We start from the raw sequence: 19,796 nt of genomic DNA on the forward strand, positions 1-19,796 counted from the left end.
TTATTGCCCCACCAGGAACACGGCATTGCCGAAGAGCAGTTTGCCGTTATGCCAGAAACCGCGGAACAGCGGGTTGTCAGCCAGGTATACCACCTGCCCTCTGCCCATCGGCTGGGTGCCCAGGATCAGGGCATCTTTCAGGCGTTCTTTTGCTTTGGCTCCTACAAAACCAGTAGCATAGTTATCCTTTTTGAGCACACCCACGTTCCAGCCTTCTTTCATGAAGCTGAAGGTGTCGGAAGTACGTACCAGGGCATAGTAGGTATCGCCGTAGCCGAAAGCCAGCGGATGGGTTTTGTCGAGGTTCACGCGGAACACACTGCCCTGCACATCCTCTGAGATAGCGTCACGCTCCCGGTCACCGTAAGCACGCAGCAGACGGTAAGGATCTTCTTTCGTTTCTTTGGCTTTCTCTTTCTCAGCCGCTTCGCCACCACTCTTCTTCTGGAGGTTAAAGTCCTTCTTACCGGCCAGGAAGCCAGCGGCACTCTCCAAGGCAATCAGTTTGCCGCCGCCACGCACCCAGTTCTTCACCTGCTCCAACGTTTGCTCATTCAGCACACGGCCGTAAGAGCCTGCAGGCAGAATCAGGACATCGAACTCGTGCAGCGGCACGTTACCGAAATAACTGGTGCCAAGCACCGTCACCGGATAGCCGATCTGCTGCTCGAAGTAATGCCAGATCTCGCCAAAAGCATAAGGCGACACACCCTCACCTGACATGATAGCTACTTTCGGCGTTTTGAGGAAGCGCACACTGCCTGAACCGAAGTCGGCACCGCTGCTCACAAAACCCGTCGTGGAGGCTTGTAGAGCTATGCCATGTTTCTCGGCAGTTGCCCGCACCACAGCATCCAGTTTGTCGCCCATCCCTTCATTTCCGGTGCGGGTGATGATCAGGGTGCCCGCATCGTACTGACGGTTATCCATCTCAAAGGGTTTCTCTGACATGCGCACCTTGACTTTCTGTGCCATCAGCTCAGTCAGGAACTTCACATCCTGCAGACTGTTCCAGCGAGCCAGATAGGCAAATGGTCGCTCTACCGAGATAGCATTGGCTGCTTTGGCTGGCTTTTGATTACCTGGCTCCAGACGGCTCTTCAAAGCATAAGCCTGCAACCCAAATGCGTAAGGCATGGCCCAGGAAGTGATATCATAAGTCAGTGAATCCTCCAGATTTGAGTTCGGCTCGAACAGCACCTTCACCAGCGTAGACTTTGGCTGGTACATGCTCACCACCAGGTCGTTTTGATTCACCCGAACGCTTTCCTCTTTACCGGTGGCGTAGTTAAAGCCCTTAGACGAGCTACTCTTGCCTGCTAAGCCATACTGAATCTGCTGCTGATCAAGATAATCCGTCAACGCCTTAAGGTTGCCAGCGCTGCGGTCATCAGCCCTGAACACGAAGGTCTTATAGTCACCTGCTGGCTTCTTCAGGTTGTTGTCGTAGTACTTGCGGAACTCCTGCGTGAGCTGGTCTGCTTTTTCGGCTGTAGCCTGCAGCGTGGCCAGACTGGCGATGTGGTGGTGCGCGATACGGTCAGTTAATGTGAGCGTGTCGCCGTCCTGCTTCTTATAAGCCAAACCAGCACGACCAGAACCGCCTTGTTCGTAAGTCATACCAATAGCACCGTTGAAGGTAGGCCAGGTATCGCCGTAGCTTGGGTAGAACAGGTCAAAGTTTTCACGGGTAAAGTATAGCCAGTTGTTTTTGTCGAAGTACTGGCGGTTGTAGTCGCCGATGGTGTACTGGAAATCACGCTGCCATGGCGTGATGCTCTCGTGCAAGGGCTTGGCGGCAGGTGAAAAATAGTAAGGCTGCTCCGGTCCCATTTCGTGGAAGTCGGCGTGTACCTGCGGCAGCCACTGGTTATACTGCGCCATACGCTGCTTCGACTCGATCTGTGTCTGCCAGGCCCAGTCGCGGTTCAGGTCAAAATAGTAGTGGTTGGGTCTGCCGCCTGGCCAGGGCTCATAGTGCTCCCAGGCATACGGCGAAGCATTGCCTCCCTGATTCTGCACTTGCTTGTACCACTGCACGTAGCGTTCGCGTCCATCCGGATTCACACAAGGATCAAGAATCACCACGGTGTTCTCCAGCCACTTCTTCGTCTGCTGGTTGTTTGGGTCTACCAGGTCGTAGAGCACCTGCAGCACCGCCTCGCTGCTCACCGACTCGTTGCCATGGATGTTGTAACTCATCCAAAGTATAGCCGGCTGCTTGCCCTGTACCTGTCCGTTGGCTATACCTGCCTGGCGCAGGTTGTTCTCACGAATTTGCTCGAGGCGCGGCAGGTTCTCGTCGCTGGCTACGTAAGCCAGCAGCAAAGGCCTTCCTTCGTAGGTTTTGCCATACTCCTGCACCCGAATACGGTTCGGGGCCTGCTGTGCCAGGTACTTTACATAGTCTGTGATGCGGGCATGCGTTGTAAATTCTTCACCCAAGGTATAGCCCAGAAACTGCGCTGGTGTTTGCAAGGCTTGTTGCTGCGCCATAGCCGATTGCAGACTCAGCAACACGAGGGCAAAAGCGAACAATCGCTTCATTGTGTTTTGCATGATCAATTGCTTAAAAGGAGGTATGTTGATGGTACAGGAAATAAAGTCACAATCTGCGCAAAAAAGCTGAATTTGACAATTTTATACCTGCAAAGACTGTCTATACAATGATTGGGAGAAGAGCAGACTGGTCAGGGTGGAATTTTAACAGGCGGGCTTCGGTTTATTTTTTATACCTGACACCCTACTCCTTATGTGCGTACCTATAGCTATGTATCTGTTTTGGCGAAAAACCGGCAAAGGCTTCCAGGCATTTATGGCGGGACTGGCCCTGATGACCGTACTCTACGTACTGGCCGGACTAACGCTTGGCAGTATACCTGTCAACAGCAGCTATGCGCAAACTACGGAAGGTGTAGAGATCTTCGTCACCGACAACGGTGTGCACACGGATCTGGTGCTGCCTGTTAAAACCGATATCATAGACTGGCGCGACAAGCTGTACGTGCAGGATTTCTCCGGCGCCGACAGCTCCTTCACACACGTGGGCTTCGGCTGGGGCGACCGGCAGTTTTACATGGAAACACCCGAGTGGAAGGACCTCACCCTCACCACCGCCATCACCTCCCTCTTCTGGCCTACCCGCACCGCCATGCACGTGGAGTACATCGCCAAACCGCTCCGGCAAAACAAATACCAGCAACCTGTGATCATAAGTCAGGAGCAGTACAAGGCCTTGGTGCAGTATATCCTGGACAGTTTTCAGCAACAACCCGATGGCGAGTTTCTGCTGATCGAAGGCGGGGGCTATCATTCCCGCGACAATTTTTACGAAGCAAACGGCAAATTCCACCTCTTCAAGACCTGCAACAGCTGGGTAAACGGCGGACTCAAAGCCATGGGCCATCGGGCCGCTCTTTGGGCTCCTTTTTCATTTGTGGTGATGCGACAGGTGCGGGAGTAGTTTCTACTTACGCTCTTCTAATCTTAGACCTTCAGTCGATTTGGCGGCATCAGCAGAGCCATCTTCTACTCCCTGTATAAAGGCTGTTTTGTGACTTTCCCAGTTTACCGCAATATCAACAGCATAGATAGTTGCTATACCTAGCAAAAAGCATTTGATGTCTCTTTTCGTAATGTCAGGCGTTTTCATATTTGGCAGATTGAGGTTTATCTCCAAATATATTGTTTTTATCGAATATTCAAGGTCCTAACATCAAAAAACGTTTATCTATTTTCCTTCCGCTGTGATCGGATTCTCTGGCTTGTAAACAGTATAGAGTGTCCCTAATTTTGCATTGAGCCCCATAATGGGTGCAGCTACTTTGATACTGGTGGAGTCGCTTATGTCTAGTGTGATAGACTCTGCCTGAAGCATTGAGGATTGAAAATGATCTGCAAACAGCTCCCCTTTATACTTTTGGTTTGTAGTGCTGATGATCTTCCCACTGTTGTCGGCTAACAGCACCAGTTCAAAATTAGGTTCCTGCACAAACGCATACAGGTATTGGTCTACCTGCTCCATGTTCCTCGACATCATCGCTGACCTGACAGACCACGAAAAAGGCATCATCAGCGTCCTTAGGAAATAGGTGGTATTTTCGGTTACATGCTGATTGGCCTGCGTGACAATCGCCTCCCTTTCCTGCGCCGCCTGTTCCCGGGCTTCGCGGAGCTGTTTGTTTTTAGAAGAGTTCATGACCAGGAGAATGATCAGAAAAGCAAGCGCCAGTAGCAAAGGGATGAACACAGCCGGTCTCTTGAGTAATGTAATCAGTCTGTTCTCCTGATAAGGCCGCTTTGGTGGTCGCCCTTCTTCATAATCAGTGGGATGTAAACGGTTTTCCATATGCTTTGTCCTATAAATTGATGGGATTTAAACCAGTTAGTTCTCCCATAGCCCTGAGCCTGGTAAAATCTAAAAGCGCTGTTTATTACTTATACGCTGGAATGGCTATATTCAGGCAGAAAAACAATCTTCCTTAAACATAAATCTCTTCCAATGCGACAAAACAACCTTTACTTACGTGCGTTTTTCCTGCTGCTGGCCCTGTGGCTGTTTGCGGGTGAGGCGCTTGCCCAGCGGGTCAACCAGGACTCGCTGTATATCCGGGAGCATTACGCCAAGCAGGAGTACCAGATACCGATGCGTGACGGCAAGAAGCTGTACACAGTGGTATACTCCCCGAAGGACCAGAGCAAAAAGTACCCCATCATGCTCAACCGCACGCCTTACTCTGCAGGCCCGTACGAAGAAGGATATAAGACCTCCCTTGGCCCAAGCACAACGATGATGCGCGACGGCTATATTTTTGTGTATCAGGATGTGCGCGGCGCTTATATGTCGGAAGGCACTTTTGTGAACATGACACCGCATGTGGCAAATAAGAAAGGCAAGAAAGACATAGACGAGAGCACCGACACCTACGACACTGTAGACTGGCTGGTGAAGAACCTGAAGAACAGCAACAAGCGGGTGGGCCAATGGGGCATCTCCTACCCGGGCTTCTATGCCGCTGCCGGTCTGATGAGCAACCACCCTGCCCTCAAGGCCGTGTCGCCACAGGCCCCAATTGCCGACTGGTTCTGGGACGATTTCCACCACAACGGCGCTTTCTTTCTGCCGCATGCCTTCAACTTCCTGGCCAGCTTCGGTCTGCCCCGCCCGGAACCCACCCCAAACCGCAATCCCCGCTTCGACCACGGCACTCCGGATGGCTATGAGTTCTTCATGCGTTTGGGTCCGCTAAAGAATGCTGACGAGAAGTACTACAAAGGCCAGGTGGCTTTCTGGAACGAGATGGCCGCACACCCTAACTACGACAAGTTCTGGCAGGACCGTAACATACTGCCGCACCTCAAAAACCTGAAAGGCACTGCCGTGATGACGGTTGGCGGCTGGTACGATGCTGAAGACCTGTATGGTCCGCTAAAGATCTACCAGCACATCGAAAAGAACAACCCGAAGCTGACCAACATGCTGGTGATGGGCCCATGGGTACACGGTGGCTGGGCGCGCGGCGACGGCAGCAGCATCGGCAACGTGCATTTTGGGAAGGCGCACTCTCCCTGGTATCAGCAAGACGTGGAGGCTAAGTTCTTTGCCCACTACCTGAAAGATGATGCGAAAAATCCGGTGAAGCTACCAGAAGCTATTATGTTTGAGGGCGGCACCAACCAGTGGCGTGAGTTCGAAACCTGGCCACCAAAAGCTGCTCAGGAGAAAACGCTATACCTGCACGCCAATGGCAAACTGAGCTTCGAAGCACCCAAAACAGGTACAGCTGAGGCCAGCGAATACATCAGCGACCCGGCCAAACCGGTGCCCTTCACTGAGGCCATCGCCACCGGCATGACCCGCGAGTACATGACCGATGACCAGCGCTTCGCCAGTCGTCGCCCTGATGTGTTAACCTTCCAGACCGATGTGCTGACGGAGGACCTTACACTGGCTGGCGAGATACTGGCGCAGCTTAAAGTAGCCACTACCGGCACTGATGCTGACTGGGTAGTAAAGCTGATTGATGTATACCCTGACACAGCTGCCGCACATGTACACCAGCCTGACAAGCGCATGGGTGGCTATCAGCAGATGGTGCGCAGCGAAGTTTTCCGCGGTCGTTTCCGCAACAGTTTTGAAAAGCCGGAGCCTTTTGTGCCAAACAAGGTAGCAGACGTAAACGTGGAGCTGCAGGATGTGCTTTATACATTCAAGAAAGGTCATCGCATCATGCTACAGATCCAGAGCACCTGGTTCCCGCTGGTGGACCGCAACCCACAGAAATATGTAGATAATATTTTTGAGGCCAACGAAGAAGACTTCACCAAGGCTACCCACAAGGTATATCACTCTCCACAGCAGCCGACCAGTCTGAAGGTGAAAGTACTATAAGCAAATGCTATAGGTATAAAAAATAAAAGCCCCGGGTAAAATACCCGGGGTTTTCTTATTAAACCCTAATAGTCTATTGTTTGAGTAATTTGAAATGACTGTTGAAATCGCCCATGCGGGTTGAGATGATGTACACCCCACGTGGCAGGTTCGGGTCAAGCGTAAGCTTCTCGATGTTAGTACCTTTCGCCACCTGCACGCTTCGCTGCAGCAGTTGCTGGCCTGTAGCGGTTGTCACTGTGATTTGCAACTCACCGTCCAGTTCCGCATCAATGCTCAGTTCCACTTCAGAATGGAATGGGTTTGGATAAGCCTTCACCTTGTTCATCGACACTTCATCGAAGTGTACTGCTTTGATGTTGAAGAATTCAAACTTGCCATCCAGGTCCACCTGCTTGAGTCGGTAGTAACGAACTCCCTGCTTGCCGTTCTCTTTGTCCACAAAGCTGTATAGCTGTTTTAAGCTGGTCGTATTTACCTTCGACTCCACAAAGCCCAGTGCTCTGAAGTTCTTCGCGTCACTCGAAACCTGCACCTCAAAGCCCTTATTGTCGAGCTCCGAAGCCGTCGCCCAATCCAGTACCACGTCATTGCCGCGCTTGGTTGCGTTGAAGTAGAGGAGTTCTACTGGGAGAGGAATGATTTCTTGTATGTTCATCACATAAAAAGCTTCCCAATCATAGCATAGTCCGTCATTTATCGGTATCTCACATCTTACCGCCACAGAAAGGGACTGCAAATTTTCAATAGTATATCTACGCCCTGTATGAACGAGCTGACCTTCCTCCCCTGGTGCTCCCATATACCATCTTATTGATGATTCATTTGCATGTCCAGCTTGAATGATATTGGAATTTGCCTCGAAGGTATATTTTTTTCCGGCCTCTAATTCTTTATTCGATACTAACTGATCATTTTCATCATAAATCAGGATTTCTCCTAAAGCTATGATTGGTTGATTGGCTACGATTTCAGGCACTGAAATATCTCGTTTACATCCAGTACTATTTCTGGTAGCTACAATTTTATAATTTCCTTCTAACTGCTTCCCGAAGCTTAATGGTCCTCCTGAAGTACTGGACATTTCACCTCCAACATTTGAATTATCAGAAAGCTTAATTAACTGATAACTTACTCCAATTTCTGAGGTAGGTAGAGTAATTTCAGTGCCTAACTCTCCAAATGTTCTATTGCAATAAGCACCGCCTGTTGCTTCAATTGCTAGAGGCAACTCATTTATTATTACTGTAGCTGTGCCATTCATCGGCAAAGGACAAGGCGGAGTAGCATTAGATGTTGCTTCAACGCTGTAGACACCTGCCAGAGTCTGAGTTCCGAAAGAGATAGCAGCGCCTGTTCCACTTACAGGGCTTCCGACGTTTTCAGAATTTCCATTCACCGTTCTCACAAGTTGGTAACTTACCCCTGCCTGCGAGTTACCGAGTCCAATTGGTACGCCGGTGCCGTCTGCACAGAAGCTACCTCCTCCGGTTACGTTATACACAGTCGGCAATGGGTTTTCTATTACTTGGATAGTCCCTGATATACTCATAGAACAGGAAGTAGCGGTGTTAACAGCTTCAACTGAGTAGCTACCTGCCGTAAAGTTGCCAAACGTGATTGCACCTCCAGTACTTACTACAGTAGCTACATTGCTGCCAGCACTATTTTTTAGGTTGTAGGTAATACCTGCTTGAGAGTTCTGCAACCCAATCGGGGCTCCACCACTACCCGCACAGTAACTACCGCCCCCACTGAAGGCTTGAGCAAGCGGCAGCGGATTGATAATTACTTCGGTACTGCCCATTGTCTGGCTACAGGCTGCGGTGGTACCGGGAGCAGCAACTGTCGTAGCAACTACTGTATAAGTACCCGCTATTGTCTGAGCCGGGAAAACAATCGCTTGGCCATTACCAATGATCGGGTCTCCTACATTACCAGTTGAGCTGCCGGCAGTTCTCACCAATTGGTAACTAACGCCGCTTTGTGAACCTCCTAACGTGATAGGAACACCGGCTCCACCTGCACAATACGCACCGTTATCAGCCGCAGTAAGCGTCTGCACTTGCGGGAGTGCTGTTACATTAATAACGGTTTGCCCAAAGCTAAGACAAGCAGCAGTACCAGCAAGTGCCTGTACTGAGTAAGTACCAGCTTCAGTGAAATCACCAAAGGTTATCGCATTACCTGTTCCTGTTATTGGGCTTCCTACATTAACACCATCACGTCTCAACTGGTAAAGAACACCTGCCTGAGAACTTGTCAGTCCAATCGGAACACCTGCACCATTGATACAGCGTGCAGCGTTTGCAGTCATAGTCTGCTGTGCCACTACAGTCACGGTGATCTGGTTTGTCATGAAGTCTTGAGAACATTTGCTTCGCACTTCACTTTGTCTGTCAATCACAGAGCTAAACTCAATATATAACAAGTCCCCGTTCTGCAGACCTCCTACAGCACCTCCACTCGTCGTGAAGTTCACTGTAAAACCATCAGATGATTGATAAGGTCTGGCTTCAAGTTGGGTTATTACTCCATTTCTATTATGCATCAGGTAGAGCGTGAGTGCTATATCATTCCAAAAGCCGAATGCCTGATCTAAATTTGCACTAACTGTTACCGAACCACCCTGACAAATAATATTGTTGTTACTTGTGATGCTTACTTCATAGGCTACTGGTGCTGCGGTATATACCCTGTTTGAGATTTTACTATCAATCGCAGGAGCACATGTGGTCCCAGTATTTTTATTCGTAACATACACGGCATAATAATCCATAGATGAGAGGCCTGCATTGCTGATTGTTGGACTATTAGCGAATTGTGTTCCTGACATATTTTTAGTCCATGCAAAGTTGAATAATGCTGGATCCATCAAAGTACCTGAAACAATTTTAGGCTGATAATATCGATAAGTATTTATCCAAAGTATTTGAGGTATACTGCTTGGGTCTTCAAAATAGGCAGGGTTAGGTAAAGGATATTCTCTGTTGCCTAATGGGGTCACCATATCACTTTTAACAGGTATACCTTCTGCATTAACCAGGTATGGATAAATGACTTCAGCGTCTCTATATACGCTGGCTGTATAAGTTGTATTCTGTCCTTTACAGGTTGGGAATGGGTCAGCAGTCACAATAGTTGTGTATGTAGACCGCTTCACTTTTATTGGAACAGTTACAAAGTTCTCGCAATTTGTAGAATTGCTGCTTACAGTATAAGTTATGTTGATCGTACGTTCATCTTGTCCTGCCAGCAAAGCATTACAAGGTGTAAATCTGTAGCTATTACCTTCTACTGTTACACCTGGACCAGAGAACACGCCTTTATTACCATTACCAGGATTGCTGCCTGTCAGTATGAAGGAAGACTCTGCTGAGTAGTATACTTTATTTGGAGTTAGGTTGGTAATGGAAGGTGTGGCAATAACTGGATTACTCGTGACAGTTACCCCTACCCTTGTACTGCTTTCACAATTCGTAGTCGAGTTGTAACTGGCCGCATAGAAAGTGGTGGTCTGATTAACGCTAAGCGTATGAGTAGGACCTGTCGCTAACAAATTTCCACCAGAGGGGGCATCGTACCATCGTACGGTAGTTGCATTAGCTCCAGCAGTTGCACTAAGTGAGACTGAACCTGATCCGCAAACAGATGTTGGATTAACAGCTACGTTGCTTGGTGCTAAAGGTATAGGGTTCACCGTCACAGTCACAGGAACTCTTGCACTGCTTTCACATCCTGTAGTAGTATTATAGCTAGCAGCAAAGAAAGTTGTTGTGGCGCTCACAGTACGTCCTACTGACAGCCCGGTTTCTAGCAAAGTACCTCCTGTGTTGGCGCTATACCATCGTACTGTATTTGCATTGTTACCAGCTGTGGCGCTTAATGTAACTGTTCCAGCTCCACAAAGTGCAGTCGCACTTGTTGCCACACTTGAAGGTGCGGTAGGCACAGGGTTAACCGTTACTGATACAGGGGCCGAAGCAGCGCTGGCACAACCATCGTTCTCAGGATTAGTTATGATAACATAATAGTCACCAGAAGCCGTCGCATTGTAGGTGTTGCCGGTTTGGCCTGGAATCGCTCCGCTCTCGTTATACCATTGATAGGTATAGGCGGCATTGGTAGGGGTAGAATTAGCCGTTAAGGCAACAGAACCACCACACACCGTGGTCGGACCGGCTGATGTTACACCTGCAATTGGGGTAGTATACACTCGCAACGTTACATCATCGGTTGCGGCTGCACACTGTGGAGTGAGGGTACTGGTTGTAGTCAACCTTACTACCACTGTACCGGGGCCTGTCACTGTAACGGTCGGAGTCATTGCAGTCGTGCTGGAAATGGAGGCAATATTGCTACCGCTCACTATGCTCCACACACCAGTACCATTCGTTACTGTGCCTGAGAGATCAAAGGTTGTACTGTTTCCTGTCGCACACTTGTTCTGATCTGCTCCTGCACTGGCTGTCGGTAGCGGGTTAACAGTCAGCGTAACTTGATCAGTATCTGTTCCACAGGCTGGATCTGTATTGCTTGTACCAAGAAGTTGCAGGACAACCGATCCCGTGCCTGTTACAGAAACAGTGGAAGTCATAGAGGATGGGTTAGAGATGGTGGCGTTACCGCTTACTACACTCCATGTACCTGTGCCGTTAGCTACTGAGCCTGCCAAGGTAAAAGTGGTTGTCTCACCCGTAGCACATAAGGTCTGGTCTGGTCCGGCACTAGCAACTGGCAACGGATTAACTGTCAACGTAACTTCATCGAAGGTACTGTTACAAGAAGGGTTTGCATTACTTGTTACGGTATATCGCACACGCACTGATCCTGCACCAGACACACTCACTGTAGCATTCGGTGAACCAGGATTTGTGATGGTGGCAGAAGCACTACCTGTTTGGCTTCCACTCACAACCGTCCATTGGCCTGTACCATTCGTTGCGATACCAGCCATTGTGAAATTAGTAGGTGCACCAGCAATTGCACATAACGTTTGATCTGCTCCTGCGTCTGCTACTGGTAATGGGTTAACAGTAACTGTTAGAGAACTTGATGTTTTACTACATTGAGCTTCGCCATCCTGAGGTACATTGGTTACAACTACTCTATACCTTCCTGAAGCTGCTGCTCTGTAGGTACGGTCATCTGCATCCTCTAAAATATTTTCCCATACCTCACCACTTCCTTTGTTCACCTGCCATTGATATTCATATACCTGACCAGAAGGCGCGGCGGCAGCCTGTAGTAGCACCGATTGCCCCTGGCAGAATGTAAGTGAGCCTGTATTGGTGATAGTGGCCACATTGGGGTCTATTTCGACAACAATTACTTCCATAGGCGACGAAGTAGCGGAGCATCCGAATCCATTTGTCACCTGAACTACATAGCTACCTGATTGTTCGACAGAGATACTGCGGTCCGAAGAATATACCTCTGACGCACCATTGCGGTACCAGGCGTAGGTATAACCAGTTCCTGCAGGAGCATTTAGAACAACTGAATTACCTTCGCAGAAATTTGTTGGTCCTGTCGGCGTAATGGTTGCCGAAGGCAGTGGATTAACTGTAACTGTTACTGTTCTCGCTTCTGATTCGCAACCGTCTGTAGTGCCATACACAGTGTAGGTAGTTGTTTGAGTAGGGCTTGCTGTTACAGTTGCCCCTGTCGTAGCACTTAGTCCTGTTGCCGGCTCCCAGCGATAGGTAGTTGCCCCACTTGCCGTTAGTGTGGCTGAACCGCCTACACAAATCGCCAAGCTGTTGGTAACGGAGATTACTGGAAGAGGCTTTACGGCTATGGTGTTAGTGGCTGTGCTAGTACAGCCATTCGCATTGGTGTAGGTATAGGTAATCGTGTGATCCCCCGCCCCAGCCGTTGCAGGATTGAAAATACCGTTTGATACGCCTGACCCGGAGTAAGTACCTCCAGCCGGTGCCCCACCTCCCAAGGTAATCGGAGCCGCACTCACGCAAACATCACTAATGTTTGCAAGGGTCACGGTTGGCAGTGCATGCACAATAATACTTTGCGTAGCTGAATTTGTGCAGCCTTCTGGTGTTGTATAGGTATAGGTTATTTGGTGCGTGCCAACTCCGGCTGTAGCTGGATTAAAACCCTCACCTGTAACACCTGTACCACTGTAACTCCAGGTACCTGTAGTCGGAACTGTTCCTCCTACCCTTCCGCCTGTTAAAGTAAATGCTTCCGCATCCACACACACTGCTGAAATCGGAAGGAAAGTAACACTTGGTGCCGGGTTGACAAGTATGGTTTGGGTTGCTGTGATAGAACACCCGTTCTGAGTAACTGTATAAGTAATAGTATGTGTGCCAGCACCTGCAGTGGCGGGATTGAACTGTGTAGCTACTACGTCATTGACTCTGTAAGTGCCACCTGCAGGAAGGCCTCCACTTAAAGTAATAACACCGTCGTTAGCACACACTGGACTAAATGCATCAAGTGTAACTTCAGGCGCTGCTGTTACTTGAATCGTTTTAGAAGCTGAATTTGTACACCCATTCTCATCGGTATAGGTATATGTGATTACATGAGGGCCTACTCCTGCAGTAGCTGGGTTGAATATCCCATTTGTTACACCTGCACCTGAATAAGTACCGCCTGCTGGCAGGCCTCCCATAAGTGCTATAGCAGAGGCTTCAATACATATAGGTGCAAGATCAGCAAGTGAAACGGCCGGATTAGAGTTAACAGTTGCTACTACAGGTAATCTTGCGCTTTCACAACCTGTCGTTTCGTTATAACTTGAGGCATAGTATGTAGTTGTTTGGCTGATTGAGGGTGTTGTATAGGAAGATCCTGTTTCAATTGGATCACCTCCACTTGCGGCTGCATACCAGCGCACAGTAGTGCCATTGTTTCCTACTGTTGCACCAAGTGTTACAGTACCAGTACCACAGCGGGCATTTGGACTAATACTTGGTGTTGTAGGTACCGGATTGACGGTGGCCGTAACTGCGGTGCGCGTGTCGCTCTCGCAGTTCGTGGTGGCGTTGTAGCTGGAGACGTAGTAGGTGGTGGTGGCGCTTATTGATGGCGTGGTGAAGCTAGGGCCTGTTGCAACTGGATCTCCCCCACTTGCAGCAGTATACCAGCGGACAATTGTTCCATTAGCCCCCACGGTTGCCGCCAACGTGATGGTGCCGGTGCCGCAGCGCTCGTTGGAGTTAACAGCAGGCGCACCGGGCACTGGGTTGACGGTGGCTGTAACGGCTGTACGCGCACTCTCGCAGTCTCCACCAACCATTGATACGTAATACGTTGTACTATTATTCAATATAGGTGTTGTGAAATTAGCGGTGGTCGCGCCACTAATGGCTATACCTCCTGTTGATGCTGTATACCAGCGGTAACTTCCGCCAGTGGGTGTCCCAGAAGCAGTAAGTTGGAGAGTACCAGTACCACAGCGTGCACTTGGAACAACTTGTGGAGGTGCCAACACAAATAAGTCCGACTCACTTGACCTGGATGAGCCTTTAGAAATTTGCACCTTTAGAACTGTAACAGATTGAGTTAGGCTACTTGGTACAGTAGCAATAAGGTTGTTACCACTAATCTGAGTCGCTAGCTGGTTCCCATTCACAAAAATTAATGAGCTACCGTTGAAGTCAGAAGCCGTAATAGTAAGTGTAAAGGAACCTCCACCTGCAGTTACACACTTTGGACTAATCATTGAAATAGTCTGCCCCACCGCCGTCTGCGACACGAGCATCATAAACAGCAAAAGCAACCCCACTACCTGAGGCTGCCATGTTATTGAATTTACTTTCGTAATCAATTGCGTAAAATTCTTTCTCATATACTCAAAATTTAAGGTGAGATGCGAGCACGCTATTAGGGTTTCGGTGCTTGTTTTCGGTTACAAAAGGCAATAGGGATCATGCGAAGGCTCTACAGGAGCTTCGGAGGGAGGTACAGGACTCTTTGAGAGAGTAACCTGGTTAGCAAAGGCTTTTACTGGCCCAGCAGGCACAGAAAGCCAGACAACATCATTTTGGTGGGCTTATAAGGGACAAAGAAATGTCCGGCATAGCGGCTATAACCATAGCTGCTATGATGTCACAGACTGATTTCGACAGATAATCAATAAATACACTCACTGGCTAATAGGGTTAGAGTAGGGTTCTTAACAGCTTATTACCTTTATTAATTATAAAGGTTTCATGATTAAGATATAAAAATTACTAATTTTAATTCTTATAGTCCAGTTATTGATAATATCATTTAATTTTATTGCACTATAACTTATCTAATGTTATAGTTTACAATATAGGTTTGAATAGCCTATTCTGCCTTAGCACTCTATACACAAACAAATATGAATACCTATATATATTTTAGCCTTATTATAATTGCACTATTTTTTCTGCTGTATTTTTAAAGATTTTTCTATTTCCACCTTAAAAATCTTTAAAAATGTCCACTGAAATTGAGGGAATTTATGCGCGGGTATGACACAAAGTTGTCTTCCTCAAGATTTGCAACAAGCTCTGTTATAGTGTATATTGATTGCTTGTTTATAAGAGAGCCATGAAAAGAAAGACCCATCTCCGCATCCGTAAAACGCATCGCTACCTGGGCCTGATTACAGGTATACAGTTCATCATGTGGACTATTGGAGGCATCTATTTTAGCTTCAGCGACATAGACGAGATACATGGCGACCACCAGCGAAAGCCTGGTGGTATGGCTTTCGGAAAGGACCTGGAGCTGGTTTCGCCTGCCGAGGTGCTGGCACAGCTACCTGCTACTGCTACAGTTACATCCCTAAAGCTGATTGACATCCTGGGCACGCCACATTACCAAATAGCCTATCATACCTCCAATGACCATAGCACTCGCGAGGCGGGCCATAATCAGAACCATATGCCAGCCCAAACCATACTTGCTCTTGCTGAAACCGGCGAACTGCGCCCGGCACTGAACGAGCAGGAGGCCATCGAACTCGCCCGCCATAGCTTTATAGATTCAGTGGAGGTGGCCAACGTAGAGTATATCACAAAGGAAAACATAAACGGGCATCATGAGTACCGTGGCAGCGCCCTGCCCGCCTGGGCTGTAACTATGGAGCATCCTACCCAAACTACGGTTTATGTAGCCGCCGAGCAGGGGGTGGTCACCAAGTTCCGTAATAACAAATGGCGTGTATTTGACTTTCTCTGGATGCTGCACACCATGGACTACCAGGGGCGCGACAACTTTGGTAATCTCCTGCTGCGCATCTTTTCTATTGCAGGTATTGTGACTATACTTTCGGGCTTTGCCCTTTACTTTGTGAGCAGTGGCTCACGTCGGAAAAACACCGCCAGACCACAAGATCGGAGACGGCCGGTTATCGGTTAATCTGAATCAGCTTTTAACGCCCGATCATCCAAGCCCCTGCCATTACTGGCTGGGCTTTTATTTTTGGAAAAGGCGAAGCAAAAGGGGAAATTGCATACCTAACCTTATTTCACGATCACCCTTAAAACAACCGTACCCATGAGAAAAATTTATGCACTCGCCACGGCGGCACTGGTCTTTCTAAGCCAGTGGACGATGGCGCAGGCAGACCTCTCCTACTACCTCCCGCAGGATGTAACCTACAACAAAGAGTTTCCGACACCCAAAGACATACTGGGCTACAACGTAGGCGAATGGCACGTGAGCCACGACCAGCTGGCCATGTACATGCGACAAATGGCGCAACTCTCCGACCGCATTACCATTGAGGAGTATGCCCGCACCCACGAAAACCGTCCGCTATACCTGCTCACCATCACTTCACCCGAGAACCACAAAAACATCCAACGCATCAAGGAACAGCACCGTCAGCTGACTGACCCGAATGCATCTGGCAAGCTCGATATCAAGAACATGCCGGGCGTGGTGTGGATGGGCTACAGCGTACACGGCAACGAACCGAGCGGCAGCAATGCCTCTTTGCTCGCTGTCTACCACCTGGCTGCGGCTCAGGGGACTGAGATTGAAAAGCTGCTAAACGAAACAGTGATCCTGATCGACCCTTCTATCAACCCTGACGGATTGAACCGCTTTGCCAGCTGGGTAAACACGCACCGCAGCAAAAACCTGGTGACAGACCCGAACAGCGAAGAGTTTGCTGAGGCCTGGCCACGTGGCCGTACCAACCACTACTGGTTTGACCTGAACCGCGATTGGTTGCCGCTGCAGCACCCGGAGTCGAGAGGAAGACTGGCTAAGTTCCACGAGTGGAAGCCAAACGTGCTGACTGACCACCACGAGATGGGGACCAACTCTACTTTCTTTTTCCAGCCAGGTATACCGAGCCGCAACCACCCGCTCACGCCAGCCCGCAATTACGACTTAACCAAAAAGATTGCCGGCTTCCATGCCAAGGCCCTCGACAAGATCGGTTCGTTTTACTATACTGAAGAGAGCTTTGATGACTTCTATTATGGCAAAGGCTCAACTTACCCGGATGTGAACGGTGCCATCGGTATCCTGTTTGAGCAGGCAAGTTCCAGAGGTCATGCACAGGAGAGCGTGAACGGTGTGCTGACTTTCCCTTTCACCATCCGCAACCAGTTCACCACCACCCTTTCTACTCTGGAGGCTGTGCAGAACATGCGCGAAGAGTTGCTAACCCATCAGCGCGATTTTTACCGCGATGCCCTGAAAGAGTCTGCTAAAGCTCCGGTTGGTGCTTATGTGTTCAGCGCCGAGAAAGATCCGGCCCGTGCTTATCACCTGGCTGAGATCATCCACCAGCACCAAATCGACATCTACCGTCCGCAGGAGAAGTTCACGATCAACAATGTGACCTATACCCCTGAGAACAGCTACATCGTGCCTACCAACCAGCCACAGTACAAGCTGATTGAAGGTATGTTTGAGCGCCGTACCTCATTCCAGGACAGCCTGTTTTACGACGTATCGGCCTGGACACTGCCGCTAGCTTTCAACCTGGAGCACGCTAACCTGACATCCCGCCAGTTCAAGCGCAACATGCTGGGCCAGAAACTTGCCTCCGTTGACTTCCCTGCGGGCCAGCTAGTAGGCGGCAACAGCGCCTACGCCTATGCTTTTGAGTGGCACGGTTACTATGCGCCAAGAGCCCTCAACACCCTCTTCAACCACGGCTTGCAGGCCAGAGTGACGACGAGCAAATTCACGGCCGATGGAAAACAGTTTGACTATGGCACCATCCTGATACCTGTGACAAGTCAGCCTGTCAGTGCAGAGCGCATACACGAGCTGATGACGCAGATCGCAAAAGACAACGGCATCATGGTGCACGCGATCAGCACCGGATTCACCGAAGGCATCAACCTTGGGAGCCCGGGCATCTATACCTTGCAGCAACCTAAAGTAGCCATGCTGATCGGCGACGGCGTGAACAGTAACGACGCCGGTGAGGCCTGGCACCTGCTCGACCACCGTTTCGATATCGTCACTAGTCTGATCAATGCCGAGTCTGTGAACCGCGCTGACCTGAGCCGTTACAATGTGATGGTCATGGCAGATGGCTCTTACGGTAGCATTTCGGAGGTCGGAAAGACGAGACTGCGCACCTGGGTGCAGCAGGGCGGTACATTGGTAGGCATGGGCAATGCAACCCGTTGGCTTGCGGATAATAAGATTGGCAACTTCACCTTCAAGCAGGGCGAAAATAACAGCACCGAGCGACTGCCATACGCTACTATGAGCAACACGACTGGTGCACAGGTGATCGGTGGTGCTATCTTTGAAACTAACCTCGACCTGACGCATCCGCTGGGCTATGGTTACTACAACAGCAAGCTGCCTGTGTTCCGCGACAACCGTCTGTTCATGGAGCCTTCCAAGAGCCCTTATGCCAACCCGGCGGTATATACAGCCAACCCACTGCTGAGCGGCTACATTTCCAAACCGAACCTGAAGCAGCTTGGAAACAGTGCAGCGATCTCAGTGTCGGCTTTGGGTGGTGGCAAGGTGATTGGTATGACGGATAATCCTAACTTCCGCGCCTTCTGGTTCGGCACCAACAAGTTGTTCCTCAACAGCATTTTCTTCGGCCAGATCATCAGCGGAAGCTCCGCCCGTGCCGAGGAAGCAGCGCATTAAAGTGATATAGCTTTATACCTTTAATCTCCAAGAGATAGGTCGTTTGATTCTAAGAAAACCAGTTCGAAACTTAATGTCATTCTGTAAAGAAACTTGGTTAAAATACAGGCCCCTACCTCCAAAGGTTAAGCTTATGCTGCTGGCGGGGTTGTGGCTATCTTTACCAAGATCCTTACAGGATGACAAAAAGTAGAACAAAACGTCTTTACTTTCAAAGGACAACTTCAGACAGAACTTAAACCCAAGCACTCTCAAATGTGGGTCTAAACATAGAATAAGTAAGCCTCACAAAAAGAGAAAGGCCAGCGCAAATGCGCTGGCCTTTCTCTTTTAGGAACGATGGACTTGTATCTTATTTGAAGCGGTAGCCTAGCACAATTTCATGTGAACCGGCGCTCTGGTGGCGCATCGGCGAAACCGTGATATCGTAGGTATAGCTCAGCTGGAACTGCTCCTGAAACTGCACACCTACTAAACCTACAATGGCATCCTGGGTGCGGTAAGAGACACCTGCCCATACCTGATCATCGTACACTGACTTCTGGCGTCGCTTGCTCATGTGGTAGGCGGCTTTCATATTGAAGTCAGCTTGGATTGGAGCGCCCTGTACATATTTGAGCAAAGCAGAAGGCATCAGGCGGATCTTGTCGTGCACATCGAAGTTATACCCTCCCGACACAAACAAGTGGCGCGAAAGGCGGCTCGCTTCTTCTCCCCCATCCACTTCGTGTATCTTGTTGCCAAGCACCTGGAACAGGGAAATACCGAAGTAAAAGTCTTCTGAGTGCATGAAAGTACCTAATGTCAGGTCTGGCATAAAGGCATCCACCCGGCCATGGTTAGTCACGGGGTCACGCTCGTTAGAACCGTCTGCCAGGCGCACTTTAGCTGGGTCAAAACGAAACTGCTGGAAACCGGCAGAGAAGCCAGACGACAGGTAAATTTTTCGGTTCAAAGGCACATGGTAGGCGTAAGAAGCCAAGGCACCGGTACGGGTAGTTGGGCCTGTCTGGTCGGTGTAGACCATGCCGCCTGCGCCGTGGAAGCCTTGTGTCTTGCGGCTGCGCTTCAGGTGCCGGTTGAACAAAGCCCCTTCCCCACTCAGATAAAAGGTTTTGGGTGCTCCCTCAAAGCCAACCCATTGGTTGCGGTAGCCCATCTTAACACTTACATCTTTCTCAAACCCAGCTACAGCCGGGTTGAGAATGAAGTAATTGGTCATGTACTGTGAGTAAAGGGCTTTCTGCTGGGCTGATGCAGTGAAAGCGATCAGCAGGAAGCAGAGTATTAAAATATTATTTTTCATAACGGTCTCTTTCTA

General features: G+C 49.4%; 9 protein-coding genes. 4 read left to right on the plus strand and 5 right to left on the minus strand.

Going from position 1 to position 19,796, the window contains the following annotated elements; genetic code table 11:
- Entirely contained in the window at nt 1-2,559 is a 2,559-nt protein-coding gene (locus tag AC5FXQ_RS19420; RefSeq protein ID WP_493604069.1) for a M14 family metallopeptidase, read from the minus strand.
- A gap of 211 nt (nt 2,560-2,770) precedes the next feature.
- Here AC5FXQ_RS19420 and AC5FXQ_RS19425 point away from each other — a divergent pair, with 211 nt between their 5' ends.
- The gene (locus tag AC5FXQ_RS19425; protein WP_493604070.1) at nt 2,771-3,463 is read left to right on the plus strand and encodes a TIGR02117 family protein; all 693 of its coding nucleotides are present in this window, start codon (nt 2,771-2,773) and stop codon (nt 3,461-3,463) included.
- A 3-nt stretch (nt 3,464-3,466) separates the two neighbouring features.
- On the opposite strand, the gene AC5FXQ_RS19430 is transcribed toward AC5FXQ_RS19425, so the two are convergent.
- Both AC5FXQ_RS19430 and AC5FXQ_RS19435 read right to left on the minus strand, forming a co-directional pair.
- Nucleotides 3,467-3,652 carry a hypothetical protein gene (locus tag AC5FXQ_RS19430; RefSeq protein WP_493604071.1) on the minus strand — a complete coding sequence of 62 codons (186 nt, stop codon included), beginning with the start codon at nt 3,650-3,652 and terminating at the stop codon, nt 3,467-3,469.
- Nucleotides 3,653-3,730: 78 nt separating this feature from the next.
- The gene (locus AC5FXQ_RS19435; protein ID WP_493604072.1) at nt 3,731-4,348 is read right to left on the minus strand and encodes a hypothetical protein; all 618 of its coding nucleotides are present in this window, start codon (nt 4,346-4,348) and stop codon (nt 3,731-3,733) included.
- 153 nt (nt 4,349-4,501) lie between these two features.
- Here AC5FXQ_RS19435 and AC5FXQ_RS19440 point away from each other — a divergent pair, with 153 nt between their 5' ends.
- The gene (locus tag AC5FXQ_RS19440; RefSeq protein ID WP_493604073.1) at nt 4,502-6,391 is read left to right on the plus strand and encodes a CocE/NonD family hydrolase; all 1,890 of its coding nucleotides are present in this window, start codon (nt 4,502-4,504) and stop codon (nt 6,389-6,391) included.
- A gap of 73 nt (nt 6,392-6,464) precedes the next feature.
- Here the strand turns inward: AC5FXQ_RS19440 and AC5FXQ_RS19445 are convergent, their stop codons facing one another.
- Nucleotides 6,465-14,210 carry an Ig-like domain-containing protein gene (locus AC5FXQ_RS19445; protein ID WP_493604074.1) on the minus strand — a complete coding sequence of 2,582 codons (7,746 nt, stop codon included), beginning with the start codon at nt 14,208-14,210 and terminating at the stop codon, nt 6,465-6,467.
- A gap of 731 nt (nt 14,211-14,941) precedes the next feature.
- On the opposite strand from AC5FXQ_RS19445, the gene AC5FXQ_RS19450 reads away from it, so the two are divergent.
- Nucleotides 14,942-15,754, plus strand: coding sequence for a PepSY domain-containing protein (locus AC5FXQ_RS19450; protein ID WP_493604075.1), 813 nt, complete (start codon nt 14,942-14,944; stop codon nt 15,752-15,754).
- Nucleotides 15,755-15,892: 138 nt separating this feature from the next.
- Nucleotides 15,893-18,475 (plus strand): M14 family metallopeptidase, encoded by a 2,583-nt coding sequence (locus tag AC5FXQ_RS19455; protein WP_493604076.1) that lies wholly within the window; start codon nt 15,893-15,895, stop codon nt 18,473-18,475.
- 352 nt (nt 18,476-18,827) lie between these two features.
- On the opposite strand, the gene AC5FXQ_RS19460 is transcribed toward AC5FXQ_RS19455, so the two are convergent.
- Entirely contained in the window at nt 18,828-19,781 is a 954-nt protein-coding gene (locus tag AC5FXQ_RS19460; protein WP_493604077.1) for a PorP/SprF family type IX secretion system membrane protein, read from the minus strand.
- Between the last annotated feature and the right edge of the window lie 15 nt (nt 19,782-19,796).

The organism is Pontibacter sp. LHS1 (assembly GCF_058932855.1).

Bases quoted from the DNA above. Each gene is read 5' to 3' on its own strand.
- AC5FXQ_RS19435 (WP_493604072.1), bottom strand. From the start codon at position 4,348: ATGGAAAACCGTTTACATCCCACTGATTATGAAGAAGGGCGACCACCA.
- AC5FXQ_RS19455 (WP_493604076.1), top strand. From the start codon at position 15,893: ATGAGAAAAATTTATGCACTCGCCACGGCGGCACTGGTCTTTCTAAGC.
- AC5FXQ_RS19440 (WP_493604073.1), top strand. From the start codon at position 4,502: ATGCGACAAAACAACCTTTACTTACGTGCGTTTTTCCTGCTGCTGGCC.
- AC5FXQ_RS19445 (WP_493604074.1), bottom strand. From the start codon at position 14,210: ATGAGAAAGAATTTTACGCAATTGATTACGAAAGTAAATTCAATAACA.
- AC5FXQ_RS19450 (WP_493604075.1), top strand. From the start codon at position 14,942: ATGAAAAGAAAGACCCATCTCCGCATCCGTAAAACGCATCGCTACCTG.
- AC5FXQ_RS19425 (WP_493604070.1), top strand. From the start codon at position 2,771: ATGTATCTGTTTTGGCGAAAAACCGGCAAAGGCTTCCAGGCATTTATG.
- AC5FXQ_RS19460 (WP_493604077.1), bottom strand. From the start codon at position 19,781: ATGAAAAATAATATTTTAATACTCTGCTTCCTGCTGATCGCTTTCACT.
- AC5FXQ_RS19420 (WP_493604069.1), bottom strand. From the start codon at position 2,559: ATGCAAAACACAATGAAGCGATTGTTCGCTTTTGCCCTCGTGTTGCTG.
- AC5FXQ_RS19430 (WP_493604071.1), bottom strand. From the start codon at position 3,652: ATGAAAACGCCTGACATTACGAAAAGAGACATCAAATGCTTTTTGCTA.